Genomic DNA, 13,552 nt, shown 5'->3' with positions numbered 1-13,552 from the left:
CAATGCGAGACCCGGACACGATGCCCGTTATTTGCTCATCACCCCCTTCTCGAACCTTGAGCACCTTCACGTTTTGAAAATAGGAAAGCCCACGCTCAAAATAGGACGGACTGCTATTTGCATACGCAAGATTAGTTTTGGCAATTTTGTAATTTTCACATCCAAGGCAAGCGCATTCCGAAAGGTTCAAATTTTGAAAGATTGGCCTTCCAATAAACACGCGCTTTGAATCGCTCGCGCCCTTTACCGCTTCTCTAGCCTCAAACCGCCTAACGCATCAACATCGTCATTTAGCAGATACCAAACCGCACTCAGTTTCCAAAGAATGACAATTCCACCTCAGCAAGAACCAACAAAATTCCTCAAGACCACGCCAATTCCCATCAAACAACAACATTCACGTCAATATTTCCATTTGGGCGGACCAGCTTCCCATGAGATAACAATCGATTTCCGTCAAATGACATTCCATTTCCGCTTAATGACAATTTTTCCGAATTTAACCACCAAATACGTGCAAGTCGACGCCCCTACCTGACCACTTGGACACCATACCTTTGTTCGTTTTTTACTTCAATACAGGTCCATATGCCCCTATCTTGACGCCGTTTTTCTAAACTTCAAAGCAGCAGTCATTTGCCAAAATCCCGAGCAACCGCCAATCAAACTAGAGAATGGTTCGTGAATAAAAAAATGCTCAGCCAGAAACACGTCAAATTATTGATATAATTAATATTTTTTGACTGAAAATCCACATTCTCAGTTAATTCGGCCAAGTGATGCCCAACACTGGTCCCCGGATGTGATGCCCAAGAGCTCCATCCGGTTCAAGGATATTGGGCAATGGCTAGTCGTAAGCGCGAAAAGCCGCCTCTTCGATGAAAGCAGGAATGGGTAAGGTTGAACTAAAGGGATGCACGGCCGGTAGGTATGCTCCTGCATAAAGTCCTTCGGAAACTTCTATGTATCGATTGTTTTGATGAGATTTGAGTGCGGAGTACCGAGCGTCACCTTTTAATCGGCTCATCATACTGTAGCTAATGGTCGTAAAGTGAACCGTATGCCCGAGTTTAGCAAACTCTTCGGCTACAAAGTGAACGCTGGTCTTCCGAAAGCCATTCAGAAAAACGTGCGCAGATAGAAAGGCTATTCTGAGTGGGGTATGCCCTTTTCGCATAGTCAGCAGCCCTATTTAAGTAAGTCGCGCAGGATAATAAGTAGAATAAGAGAAATAACGTAGCGTAAATATGGAACAATAACGCCTTCTCTGCAAAGTTGGGCAGGCGCCGAAATTACGGAACTCATTGTTTCCGCTTGACCGCGAGCGGAACTCCCGCCTACGATTTCTTGACCAAATGGTCAGGATGTTTGTTGAGGAGGGGCAGAGAAATACCGGCGGTGAGTGGGCTTCGACAACCAAACGCATAGCCAATTGAGACGCACGCCACCAAAATGTTTTGACATAAGTTCGCGAGAGGAAGAGGAGCAGGGAGAATGGCAATCAAATCATGGGTTGCGGCGATGGCAGCAACCGCGGTGTCCGCAACCATGTTTGCCGGCGCAGCCAACGCGGCAGATGAACTTACACTGCAGCTGAAGTGGGTCACTCAGGGTCAGTTTGCGGGATACTATGTGGCTGCGGACAAGGGCTTCTATGAAGAAGAAGGGCTGGATGTCACGATCAAGCCGGGAGGTCCGGACATTGCACCGCCTCAGGTCATTGCTGGTGGTGGAGCGGATGTCATCGTCGATTGGATGCCTTCTGCGCTCGCTTCTCGGGAGAAGGGTGTGCCGCTGGTGAACATCGCCCAACCTTTCCAGAAGTCCGGCATGATGCTGACCTGCCGGAAGGATACCGGAATTACGTCGCCTGAAGACTTCCGAGGTAAGACCTTGGGTGTTTGGTTTTTCGGCAACGAATATCCTTTCCTCTCCTGGATGAGCCAACTCGGCATTCCAACAGACGGAAGCGACAACGGCGTCACGGTATTAAAGCAAGGGTTCAATGTTGATCCGCTTCTCCAGAAGCAGGCCGATTGTATTTCCACGATGACGTACAATGAATATTGGCAGGTCATCGACGCTGGTATTCCGGCAGACGAGCTGGTGGTGTTCAAGTATGAGGACCAAGGCGTGGCAACGCTGGAAGATGGCCTCTATGTAGTGGAAAGCAGCCTTGAAGACCCTGCCATGGTCGACAAACTCGCGCGTTTCGTCCGGGCTTCCATGAAGGGCTGGAGCTATGCGGCCGAAAACCCGGAAGAAGCTGCTGATATCGTTCTGGAAAACGATGCCACTGGCGCGCAAACCGAAAAGCACCAGGTTCGCATGGTTGGCGAGATCAACAAGCTCGTAGCCGGGTCTGATGGAAAGTTGGACATGGAGGCTTACAACAGAACGGTAGATACGCTTCTGGCTGGGGGATCTGATCCGGTAATTACGAAAAAGCCGGAAGGCGCAACCAGCACAGCGGTTTCTGACAAGCTCTAATCCAACTTTGGTGTCATAGTATGGAAAAGGCGGCCTTTGGGGTCGCCTTTTTTGTATGTGACGCTAGGGCCAGGACCCATCAATTTGCTTGAAATGGCGCAACAAAGTGACCGTCCGGCGAAGGCGCTCTGGCGCGACACCGATGCGGCCTGTTACGCTGCCTGAGCAGCGTAACGCCAGGGCAGAAGTTCGTCGAGGCGTGTGATTTTGTGGTCGGCGACTTGACCGAGGACCCAGGTCAGCCAGGCCTGAGGGTCAACACCGTTGAGCTTGGCCGTTTCGATCAGGGTATAAGCGATAGCCATGGCTTTGCCGCCGCCTTGGGAGCCTGAGAACATCCAATTTTTGCGTCCGATGGCGACGGGTTTAACGGCGCGCTCGGCGGTGTTGTTATCCAATTCCAGATGGCCGAGCTCAAGGTATGGGCGTGCTTTCGGCATTCGGCCCAAGGCATAGCGGATGGCCTGCGCGAGTGGTGACTTTCCCGAGATTTTGGGCAATTGCGTCTGCAACCATTCTTCCAAGGCGTCAAAGATCGGTTTTGCCCTAGCCTGCCGGATGGTAGCGCGGTCTTCGGGGGGCATGCCCCTGATCTCTTTCTCGATAGCGTAAAGCTCAGCAATCCGGCGGATGACTTCTTCGGCAATGGCGCTGCCCTGCGAGGAGAAGACATCCACGAACTTGCGTCGTACATGCGCCATGCAGGCCATCTCATCGGCTTTGTCGTCACCGAACACACCGTTGAACCCGGAATATCCATCCGCATGGACCCAGCCCTTGTATCCCGACAAATGAGCAACGGGATGCTCTCCTTTGCGATCCACCGTGAACTGATACCATGCACAGGGTGGCGATTGGCCAGACCAGGCACGCTCATCCCGCACATAGGTCCAGACCCGCGCCGTTTTGGTCTTCTTGTTGCCGGGGGCCAGCATTTTGATGGGCGTATCGTCGGCAAAAAGCGCAGGTCCTTGCCGCACCATCCGTCCGATGGCATCGGCAAGAGGTTCCAGCAGGGCCGTCGAGCGACCAACCCAGTCGGCCATGGTCGAGCGGTCCAGATCGACGCCTTCACGGGCAAAGATCTGGCTCAGGCGATAGAGGGGTAAATGATCGGCATATTTGCTTACCAGAACATGGGCCAACAATCCCGGTCCGGGCCGCCCACGCTCAATGGGGCGCGATGGCAGCGGCGCTTGCACAATCGCCTCGCACCATGAACAGGCTTTGCGGGGCCGGATGATCCGCTTCACCTTGAAGCGTCCCGGCACGTATTCCAACTCTTCGGTGACATCCTCACCCAGGGTGCGCAAGTTGCCACCACAACGACCGCATTCATCACCGGGAGAGAGCTCCTCGTCTTCCCGATCCAGATGATCCGGCAAGGGCTTGCGGCTGTGTTTGCGCTTCGGCTTTGGATCAACTCCCTCCTGCGACGGGGCGGGCTGTTTTGCCTGGTCTTCAGCGGCCTCAACAATCTCGGCGTCCTCGAGCAGATCGAGATTGAGCTGATCCAGACCCTCAGACTTGGAGCCGAACCGATGCCGATTGGCCCCGTGCAACTGGTGTTGAAGCTGCTCGACCTTGAGGCTCAGAGCCTTGACCTCGTCGGCCAGAAGGCGGTTCACCGCCCTCAATTCGGCGGGGTCCTCCGGGGTGATATCAAGGTCCTTCAGCATCTTCGATCTTATATCAGATCAAGGGCGTAAGTTGAATCCCGAGAGGCGCGCAAACGCCAATATATTGGCCTATCCGACGCTCAGGGGCCGCCATGTTTTTTGCGGCATCCGCCAGTCTATGCCTTCAAGCAACATCGACAATTGCGCGGGCGTCACGCTGACCTTACCGTCCTTCGCAGCAGGCCAAACAAACCGGCCCTTCTCAAGGCGCTTGCTGAACAGGCATGCGCCCTGTCGATCCCACCAGATGATCTTCAGCAGATCACCGCGCCGTCCCCGGAACACAAACAGATGTCCAGAATAGGGTTCAAGCTCCAGAACCTTCTCCGCCTGAGCCGCCAAAGTGTTGAACCCGCGCCGCATGTCCGTCACCCCGGCAGCCAGCCAAACCCGCGCGTTGGACGGCACGGGGATCACGGCATTAGACCTTCAACCAAAGCCAGCACCGTCGGCAGCGCCGTCGTCCCTTCCACCAATACCCGCCGCCCGTCCGACAGCGTGATATCAACCCGCTGAGCCGACAACGGCATATCCGAGGCAAGCGCCGCGATCTGGTGGCCTGGTGCGGCCTGCGGGCCCTCTATCTCCACTGGTAGAAACGCCGCTCCATCAAGGACGCAATCGCTGTCTTCTGGCGCAAACCGCTCATCACGCAGCCAGTTGTGGATCAGGTTCGCATTCATCGCAGAGCGGCGCGCAACCTGCGCAACCGAAACCCCCGGCACTCTGGCCTGCAAACAGATCGACCGCTTCTCGTCATCCGACCAAAACCGCTTCTTGCTGCCCTTCTTCGTACCCAAAATGTGCCTCACAATGTCCATTAACGAAAATGGACATTATCACCCCACTGCGCTCCCCGTCAGAGCGGGAATACCGAACGCTCACGGCTAGTCGACATAACGTTCCAAATCTTCAGCGTCGGGGAAACATCTGGTATTGGCGTCCCCGACTTCGTGTAGGGGTTTCGCAATCGAACCTTAACCAGAAGCTGTCATTCAGCTTGAGACAATCCGATCACTATCGAGCACGATATATGGCGCGTCGCCTGAATACGATGCTCGCAGGACTGAGGTTTCGAAGAAATTGGAAAGTGACGAAATAAGAAGCTCTTAAAGCACTGTTCAAAGCGGAAATCGACCGCATGAATGATATGATCGGTGATCTCGTCACAGCAGCAAAAACTACAGGAAGCCGTATAGATCCAGGACATCATGAGGCCGACCTCATGGTTGGCTGGGCATATCGACTGCTTGAAAAATTCGGTACAGCTTTAGATCTTTCCTTCGATAGCGATTGTCCATGACGCCTCTGCTTGAGAAAGAACAACGTCCCAGACGATTTTACCCCGTTGATTGCCGAACCATTTCGCCAAGAACGGCAATTTGCCCGGACCCAAATTTTCCAAGTGCCACTAAAGGCAGAAATGGAACGTGCTGGTTTGGAGGCGAACCGCCTCAATCTCGAGCGGGCTCGCACTGAGATTTTCCGCGCAAATAAAATCGTCCGAACAAAAATCTGACTTCAGCGGATTTCTCAGCGTGCTCCTTTAGAGAAACCCGTTTATTCGCTCAATGGTAGACCGATTGACCTCCACTCCATCCCGCAGGTTTCGCCGGCGAGCCGCCTTGCGCCCGTCTCCGGGAACCCGAACTCCCGGCTGGTCGCGCATTTCGTCAACAAGAGCACCGATGCGTTCAACGAAGGCGTTTCCAGACGTTGCGCTCGGATCAATTGCCATGAAGAACTGACCAGTTTTAGGTGGACCGCCTTTAGTGCCGGAAAACGGGCTTGCGTTCGCACCTAGCGTTGCGCCGGTCATCGCCGCGGCCATGAGTTCAACCAGCAGGGCCACACCTACCCCCTTGTATCCTCCAGCTGGTGCCATCGACCCCTTGAGCGCGATTTCTGGATTGGTTGTCGGTTGTCCGTCCGGGTCGAGAGCCCATTCAGAGGGAATGGGAAGCCCTTCGCGGGCGTGTTTCATGATTTCGCTTTTGGCAATAACACTTGCACTTTGGTCAATCAGGATTGCTACCTCGCCCTGTTTATCCGGTGCAGCGATGGAAAACGGGTTTGTTCCGACAACCGGTCTGCGCCCGCCAACTGGGGCAATGGAAGCCGGTGCATTTGTAAATCCGATTCCCAAAAGTCCTTTTTTAGCCAAAACTTCGGTGTGAAAACCAAGTACACCACAATTATAGGAGTTTCGAATCGCGAGAACCGCAACACCCTGTGATCGGGCTGTCTCAATCAGTTTTTCCGAACCGACCTTGATGGCAGGATGTGCAAATCCAGTTGCCGCGTCCACTGTGATCACAGCGGGCGCGGTTTGGGACAAGACCGGCACCGCCTGTCCATCAACCTTTCCGCATTGAACATGCTCACAATAAATTGGGATGTAGGCCAGACCGTGGCTCGCAATTCCGTCAACTTCAGTCCAGGCCGTGGCAAGAGCTAGAGGACTTGCGTTTTCTTCAGATGTCCCAGCAGAAACGAGCGCTCGAAAGGCGAGCTCTTGAATTTCATCGAACGTTATTTTGACCATTTCAGTCATCCAGAAACCTACAGCTAATCGTTGTCATTAGATCCTGCACCAGCGCCAGCAAGCCGAGACGCTTCTGTCGCCGGCGCGTAAGTTCTTTGTGCGTAATAATTAAGCCGATGCCAGGCGACCTCAGTTGTTTCACAACCTGTGTCCAGCTTCTTGCGAGCACTTTGTTTGGGTGAAGCCAACACGCAGCGGATTTGGCCTGAATCGGTGAGTGTTAGGTCAGTATAATTGCCCGCAATAGACAATTCGTCACCAAGAACAACGGTGCTTACGTTTTCCCATTGCACTTCTATAGGTCGGTTTAGTTCTTTTGCAGCTATTGCTGAAAACGATAGTAGAACAATAGGGTAGGCTACGTTCGCCATTACAATTTCGTTTTGACCAGTTAATCGCTCAGCATGATCACACAGAGCGGTGCCCGCCATTAGCGGAGAAATTAGGCCACCAGAAGCGATCCAATTGACACCTTCTGTGTCTGGCGAAAGCGCCGAGTGGTCCACATGATCATGAAATTGAAGCACGTCTCCAATCGTTCCCACGGCATCAAAGCCATGAATAGCCAACCAACGGGCAGCCTTCCCAGTTTCTTCTGCAATACCCCAAGGTAGTCCGGCGCCTCTACAGGCACGCTTTGCCATTGTTTCCACTTCGTTGAGGGAGGTCCTCATGCAATTCCCTCCTCCAGCTGCGGATAGGACCAGTTATCTTCATCGACATCCGCCAGTTCGTTTGGAAACGGCGCATCTCGGAACATGTTGATCCGGACCCACCTGTCAGATCGCGGATCAAAATGTGTCGCACCGAAAAAGCTGAGTTTGCAGCGAAGCAGGTCAATCGGCATCAGATCAGATGCGATAGTGTTGTCGCGAATTTCTGCATAGGGAAAACGATCAGCGATTTGTGCCCTGCGAACAATATGGCGGTGCTCGACATGTTGCGCGAGAAACTCCGCGACAGTTTCGTTGCCATTCCATTCGCGTAAGTCTTGGTAGAGATTGGCCGCATCCCTCCCCGGCGCGAGCGGCTGTTCATAAGGCTCAACCGGTTCTGCAAACCGCTCCCCCAATCGCGGTTCTAGTTTTTCCTCCGACACGTACCAAACACGCGCCCTGCACGCAGCATTTCGCCAGTCGGTTTTCAATGCCCAGTCGTAAGTGGTCTCAAGGATTGATTTGAGGCGCTCAATCGACATGCCCCCTCGAATGGCAAAAACGCTGGTTTCATCAGCTCCCATAGTCTCGACCAGATCGTCGACAATGGCCCCGTAGGGTTCTAGCATCAACGAAATCAGATATTCTTGCCCTTCAACTGAAAGCGTTTCTTCCGCCCAATTACAAAGCGCTGACCATGGCTGCTCCCGGGACAAGCCCCCCTTCGAAAGATGTTGATCCAACATCTCCATGTCTGCTTTCAGATCATGAAGTTTTTGAATCTGAACAGGGTGTGCGGAGCGCCATTCATCGACATTTTTACTGGCTCGTTTCACCAGTTCTCGGAATGTCGACTGTTCCTGCAAAGTGGCCTTCGACAACGAACAAACACGGGCAAGTGCTTCTTCGCGAGCATTGATCCAATTGTTCAAAAGAACCGGATGGTTGACGATGAATGGCGCCATGCCCAGGCCAGTTGAATTTCCGACACCAAATCGCCGGCGAAGAGCCGGGGTGATAGTGACAGCCGTTTCCGGTGCCCGCAATTTGGCAAGATGCTCCACAAGATCAAGAACAAAGGCACGGATCAGATAGACGCTCAGCATTTCTGGCTGAAAGGCTCCTGAGAATTCTGCCCGGTCCGCCAGGGTTTCGCGGTCCGCTGCGCCAAACTTTCCCGAGCCATAAACGGCGGTTGTTCGCATCAGATAGCCAACGTCGGTGACCATTTCAGGATCAGGTTGACTGCCCGATGCCAATCGCTCAACCACATAATCAAACAGGCGGACCGACCGATTGGCCCGCGCAAGCGTCAGTTCGCTTTGTGAAATCCGCCCTGCTTCCTGCTTGGGGACGTTTTTGGACAAGCGCGCTATGTCGTCCGTGTCAGGCGTTCCATCAAATAGTGTGAATGTTGCATCCCAGGCTTCTGCGATAACACGATCGGATCTCTGGTCTGCCGGTAGGTCATGCGCAAAACAGACCAAACTGTAGGTTCGCTCAGGTCCAATTCCTGAATATACAGCGACCCCTGTTCCAGTCTCATCAATTGAAAACACCGGACGCTCAAAACACCACCCGTCCCGTTTCAAACGTCGCAGTAGGGTTCTCATGAAGGACAGACGGCATTGATGAAACGATCCCATACGTTTCAATCGCATGACGACCTTCGGGGAGCGGCGCTCAACCTTGAAATGATGCTCTGCCAACTTGGTCATGAACGAGCCTACAGGTTTGAAGACACGGAGCGCTCTCCCGAAACAAGGTCCGGGAGAGCATTCTTTTTTTATTCGGCAGGTTGTCCAACTGCCGCCTCTGCGTGTTTTTCGCGAAGGCCGTCCCGATAGATGGCCTTCGCCAGGGAAATGCACATCAGTCCCATGACCATCGTAAATGGCAGGGCTCCAATGATCATAGCACTCTTGAGCGCTTCCATCGGATCAGCACCACCTTGTGTTTTTCCAGCGACCAGAAGTGTTCCGATCACAAGTGTCAGGATCACACCCCAGACAATGCGGTGCTTGATACCTGTCTCCTGCTCCCCACCGGACATGATCGTGTTCATCACAAGAATGCCAGAATCTGCCGAGGTCACCAAAAACGTCAGGATCAGAACAACACACATGATGGTAATTGCAGAGAGGAAACCTCCCGAAATCATCTGTTCAAGTGTGACGAACAGTTTTGCCGTGTTCGATGCAGCAATGATGCTGCCACCGGCAGAACCTGTCAGCTCCAGATCAATTGCGGTTCCGCCGAGGATGGTCATCCAAGCAAAACACACAAGTGCAGGTGCAATTACACAGCCGAAGATGAATTCGCGAACAGTTCGGCCTTTGGAGATGCGGGCCAGAAAGAGACCAACAAACGGAGAAAACGCAATCCACCATGCCCAATAGAATGTCGTCCAGCCTGATTGCCAACCAAATTGGCGACCTTCATTTCCAGCAGCATAAGCCGCTTGCTGAACGTCTGCAGGCAATTCAGCTGCTGCACCGGTCAAACCTGACTGGAAACTTGCAAAAGATCCCCAGGCATTGGTCGCGCCCGAATAGAGTTCATTCGCTAGGGGCTGGGCTGCAGCAGGCAGAGAAGCCGTATAGGCTTCCAGTGACAATGGCCCGTAAGCCCCGAAGGACATCTGCGCAAAATGGATCAGGTAATCGACCAGAGACGTCGCATAAGTTGTCATGGCAAACAGGAATGATCCGAAGATCACAAAGGTCAGCAACAGGATCAGAGAGAGAACCAAGTTGAGGTTCGAAAGGTACTTGACCCCGCGCCCAACGCCAGAAACGGCTGAAATGATGGAAAGCCCCATAATTGTGACAAGCCCGACAATTAGACCGACAGTTCCTGGCTTCGGAGCTTCTCCTGATAGATCCATCATCCAGTCCATTCCGGTGATCGCGTACATCCCGTCAATGAACTGGCTAACGCCGAAGCCAATGGTCACGGAAACACCGAGGATGGTCGCAACCACACCCAATATATCAACGATATGACCAAACAGGCCGTTGACGTATTTGCCAAACAATGGCGTTAAGGCAGAACGAATAGTCAAAGGCATGTCGCGCGTGTAGGCGTAATATGCCAGTGAGAGCCCGGTAACGACATAGATGGCCCAAGCATGGAAGCCGTAGTGCAGGAACGTATACCGAAAACCGCTTGTAAGAGCCTCTTCAGTGTTGCCCGCAACAGCACCTGACACTGTAAGCGGATTGGAGCCCCACAGACCAAGCGGTTCCGCGGTTGCAAACACCATAAGACCGACACCGAGGCCAGCCCCAAACATCATGGAGAACCAGGAAAACGTCGAAAACTCCGGTTTTTCGCCTTCACGGCCCATTAGCCTTTTGCCGCTTTGGGGCAAGATTGCGAGCACGGCCAGAAAGAACGCAAACAGCCCCACAATGACGATGTAGAAGCTGTTAAAGCCCTGCAGCAGCATCCCGTTGACACTGCCCAAAACGCCGTTTGCGTTTGCTGGCCAAAGCAATGCCCATATGACCAACAAGGCCATTGAGAACTTGCTTATCAGGGCTATGGGTATGCTGTAGCCCTCATAAAAACCAGATGGCGCCTTCTTGATCTGAAGGTCCGTATACGGAGCCTTGATAGCCATTTTCCCCTCCCAAGGTGTTCATTTGTAGCCCCGCATTCCTCCTACGAGGCCTCCCTAGCGCCGACTATTCGGCGGCAGTTCTGTCAAGCATGTTGATCTGCCGGTCAGCAGGACCAAAACTTTGGTCAAAAAAAGTACGCCAGTTTTCTCCCATGATCCTGGCGACTTCATTCGAACTGAAACCAACTGCCAAAAGGCCGGATTCAATCGTGTTGAAATCGCGATTGTCCTGGAACCACACAGGCATTTCTGGAAATCCCGGACTGTTTTTCGAACCTTCGCCGTAGTCGATTTCCTTGGTCCAGCGACCGACGCGCATCCATTCGACAACGCTGTCTGGCTGATCTTGACAAAGATCTGTCCCGATCCCGATCCGTTCGAGCCCCATCAATTCAGCCGTTTTGGCAATCATCTGGCAGAAGCTCTCCAGAGTGCAGTCGGAACCGTCATTCAAATGATGCGGGTAGACAGAGAAGCCGAGCATTCCTCCCGACTGTCCCAGAGCTCGAAGGAGATCGTTAGATTTGTTGCGCAATGCAGGATGCCAGAAGGATGGATTTGCATGAGTTATTGCAATCGGACGTTCGGAAATCTCAATCGCTTCAAGAGTTGAGCGCTCAGCAGAGTGGCTCATGTCAACAACAAGGCCGACACGATTCATTTCCTTGATTACTTGTCGACCCATGCGCGTAATGCCGGGGTCTTGCGCTTCGTAGCATCCGGTCGCAAGAAGAGACTGATTATTGTAACTCAGCTGCATAAACCGAGCACCGAGCGTGTGAAGCACCTCGATCAGTCCGATATCGTCCTCGATTGGTGACGGATTCTGAAATCCGAAAAAGATCGCTGTTCGGTTTGTTTCACGCGCTAGGGTGAGATCGTCGCCAGTGCGTCCCAGAAAAATCAGGTTTGGATATCTTTCGAACCAGCGGTTCCATTGCTCGATATTTTGGACTGTCTCGCGAAAATTCTCGTGATAAGCGATGGTTACATGAACACCATCAACCCCGCCTTCTCGCATTTGCCGAAAGACCTTCTCCGACCAGTTGGCGTATTGCAGGCAATCAACGCGGATTGGGCGTTCGCGAGACATCATTGCGGATCCCCAGACGCAATGTAGGCCGTTTTGACTGTCGTGTAGAATTCCTTTGCGTATCCGCCCTGCTCTCTTGGTCCATAGGAACTATCGCCACGACCGCCAAAGGGAACATGGTAGTCAGTTCCAGCGGTAGGAAGGTTGATCATGACACAGCCGGTTTTCGCGTTGCGCCGAAAATGGCTGGCCCGAGAAAGGGATTTGGTCATGATACCGGAGGTGAGACCGAATGAGGTGTCGTTCACGGTATCCAGGGCTTCTTCATACGAACCAACCTTAATGACGCAGGCGATTGGCGCGAACATTTCCTCACGGTTGATACGCATAGAGTTATTTGTTCCGGCAAATACCGCCGGCTCCATGAAATAGCCTTGTGATGCTCGCTCCAAACGATCTCCTCCACAAAGAAGCTCGGCGCCCTCCGCATTTCCTGCGCTGATGTAGTCGAGATTTGCAGACAGTTGCTCCTCGCTCACAACCGGACCTATTTGTGTGCCCTCCTCCAGAGCGTGTCCGACCCTTAGAGCTTTGGCTCCTGCCACCAGTTTCTCAACAAAGGCATCATGGAGACTTTCGTGAACCACGAGGCGCGAGGATGCGGTGCATTTTTGCCCAGTCCCGCCAAAAGCGCCGTTCAAGGCACAGGAAACGGCAAGGTCAAGATCGCAATCATCCATCACGGCGAGTGCATTCTTGGATCCCATTTCCAGCTGAACCTTGGTGAAGTTTTGCGCTGCGGCCGCGATGCCCCGCCCGACCGGCACCGACCCTGTGAAAGAGATTGCGTCAACGCTGGAACTTTCAACCAATTGCTGGCCAATAGAACCGCCACTACCCATCACGAGATTAAACAGGCCTGCAGGCAGGATTTGTCGATCGATGATCTCCGCAAATGCGACGGCAGAGGCCGGAGTTAGATTTGCAGGCTTCCAGACAACAGCATTACCAAAAGCCAAAGCAGGCGCAATTTTCCAGCTAGCTGTCGCGATCGGAAAGTTCCAGGGCGATATGATCGCGACAACACCGATTGGCTCACGACGCACATCAATCTCTATGTTGGGACGCACTGAATCGGCCGTATCCCCTATTTGCCGCAACGACTCGGCCGCGTAATAGGTAAAGAACTGGCCTGCACGATAGACTTCTCCAACGCCCTCAGCGCGCGGTTTGCCCTCTTCACGAGACAGAAGCTCACCCAGTTCCGCAGAACGTGCCATCATCTCCTGACCGATGGCCGTCAGAGCGTTGTAACGTTGCTCCAGACCGCTGTTTCCCCAAGTCCGTTGGGCAGCTTCCGCAGCCTCAAGCGCATCGTTCAATTGTGATGAACTGGCTTGAGCATAGGTGCCAATCAGGTCCGAAGTGTCAGAGGGGTTGAGGTTCTCGATTTCTGTCTCACCGGCAACCCATTTTCCGGCGATATAGTTGCATTTTTGGTTTTTCATCCCCGCCCCAAATACC

13 protein-coding genes are annotated in these 13,552 nt (G+C 53.1%); 3 read left to right on the top strand and 10 right to left on the bottom strand.

Annotated elements, in window-relative coordinates; genetic code table 11:
* Nucleotides 1-847: 847 nt before the first annotated feature.
* The gene (locus TRICHSKD4_RS32500; RefSeq protein WP_009760163.1) at nt 848-1,177 is read right to left on the bottom strand and encodes a putative glucuronyl transferase; all 330 of its coding nucleotides are present in this window, start codon (nt 1,175-1,177) and stop codon (nt 848-850) included.
* Nucleotides 1,178-1,521: 344 nt separating this feature from the next.
* Here TRICHSKD4_RS32500 and TRICHSKD4_RS25495 point away from each other — a divergent pair, with 344 nt between their 5' ends.
* Nucleotides 1,522-2,490 (top strand): ABC transporter substrate-binding protein, encoded by a 969-nt coding sequence (locus tag TRICHSKD4_RS25495; protein ID WP_371256957.1) that lies wholly within the window; start codon nt 1,522-1,524, stop codon nt 2,488-2,490.
* Nucleotides 2,491-2,642: 152 nt separating this feature from the next.
* Here the strand turns inward: TRICHSKD4_RS25495 and TRICHSKD4_RS25490 are convergent, their stop codons facing one another.
* The 3 genes from TRICHSKD4_RS25490 to TRICHSKD4_RS25480 form a co-directional block, all read right to left on the bottom strand.
* Entirely contained in the window at nt 2,643-4,169 is a 1,527-nt protein-coding gene (locus TRICHSKD4_RS25490) for an IS66 family transposase (RefSeq protein WP_009465942.1), read from the bottom strand.
* 69 nt (nt 4,170-4,238) lie between these two features.
* On the bottom strand, nt 4,239-4,586 hold the full coding sequence (gene tnpB, locus TRICHSKD4_RS25485) for an IS66 family insertion sequence element accessory protein TnpB (RefSeq protein WP_009465501.1): 348 nt from the start codon (nt 4,584-4,586) through the stop codon (nt 4,239-4,241).
* Nucleotides 4,583-4,852, bottom strand: a complete 270-nt coding sequence (locus TRICHSKD4_RS25480) for a hypothetical protein (protein ID WP_009465502.1) — start codon at nt 4,850-4,852, stop codon at nt 4,583-4,585. Before TRICHSKD4_RS25480 ends, tnpB begins: the two co-directional genes overlap by 4 nt.
* On the opposite strand from TRICHSKD4_RS25480, the gene TRICHSKD4_RS32495 reads away from it, so the two are divergent.
* On the top strand, nt 4,830-5,060 hold the full coding sequence (locus TRICHSKD4_RS32495; RefSeq protein ID WP_009760159.1) for a hypothetical protein: 231 nt from the start codon (nt 4,830-4,832) through the stop codon (nt 5,058-5,060). The genes TRICHSKD4_RS25480 and TRICHSKD4_RS32495 overlap by 23 nt on opposite strands.
* Before the next feature lie 250 nt (nt 5,061-5,310).
* Nucleotides 5,311-5,472: a hypothetical protein gene (locus TRICHSKD4_RS31000; protein ID WP_009760158.1), complete on the top strand. Its 162-nt coding sequence runs from the start codon at nt 5,311-5,313 to the stop codon at nt 5,470-5,472.
* Nucleotides 5,473-5,715: 243 nt separating this feature from the next.
* Here TRICHSKD4_RS31000 and TRICHSKD4_RS25475 read toward each other — a convergent pair whose 3' ends face one another.
* The 6 genes from TRICHSKD4_RS25475 to TRICHSKD4_RS25450 all read right to left on the bottom strand — a co-directional run bounded on the left by TRICHSKD4_RS25475 (nt 5,716) and on the right by TRICHSKD4_RS25450 (nt 13,536).
* Complete coding sequence (locus TRICHSKD4_RS25475; protein ID WP_009760156.1) at nt 5,716-6,714, bottom strand: Ldh family oxidoreductase; 999 nt, start codon at nt 6,712-6,714, stop codon at nt 5,716-5,718.
* Nucleotides 6,715-6,737: 23 nt separating this feature from the next.
* A complete protein-coding gene (locus TRICHSKD4_RS25470) occupies nt 6,738-7,388 on the bottom strand; it encodes a DUF3726 domain-containing protein (protein WP_009760155.1) in 651 nt (216 codons plus the stop codon).
* The gene (locus tag TRICHSKD4_RS25465; RefSeq protein ID WP_009760154.1) at nt 7,385-9,088 is read right to left on the bottom strand and encodes a hypothetical protein; all 1,704 of its coding nucleotides are present in this window, start codon (nt 9,086-9,088) and stop codon (nt 7,385-7,387) included. The genes TRICHSKD4_RS25470 and TRICHSKD4_RS25465 overlap by 4 nt, the downstream gene beginning before the upstream one ends.
* Before the next feature lie 68 nt (nt 9,089-9,156).
* On the bottom strand, nt 9,157-10,995 hold the full coding sequence (locus TRICHSKD4_RS25460) for a BCCT family transporter (RefSeq protein ID WP_009760153.1): 1,839 nt from the start codon (nt 10,993-10,995) through the stop codon (nt 9,157-9,159).
* A 64-nt stretch (nt 10,996-11,059) separates the two neighbouring features.
* Nucleotides 11,060-12,091 carry a membrane dipeptidase gene (locus TRICHSKD4_RS25455; protein ID WP_247642850.1) on the bottom strand — a complete coding sequence of 344 codons (1,032 nt, stop codon included), beginning with the start codon at nt 12,089-12,091 and terminating at the stop codon, nt 11,060-11,062.
* Nucleotides 12,088-13,536, bottom strand: a complete 1,449-nt coding sequence (locus TRICHSKD4_RS25450) for an aldehyde dehydrogenase family protein (protein WP_009760151.1) — start codon at nt 13,534-13,536, stop codon at nt 12,088-12,090. The genes TRICHSKD4_RS25455 and TRICHSKD4_RS25450 overlap by 4 nt, the downstream gene beginning before the upstream one ends.
* Nucleotides 13,537-13,552 lie beyond the last annotated feature (16 nt).

It is taken from the genome of Roseibium sp. TrichSKD4, assembly GCF_000148725.1.
Classification (GTDB): domain Bacteria; phylum Pseudomonadota; class Alphaproteobacteria; order Rhizobiales; family Stappiaceae; genus Roseibium.
This window is presented reverse-complemented; position numbering and strand designations above follow the sequence as displayed.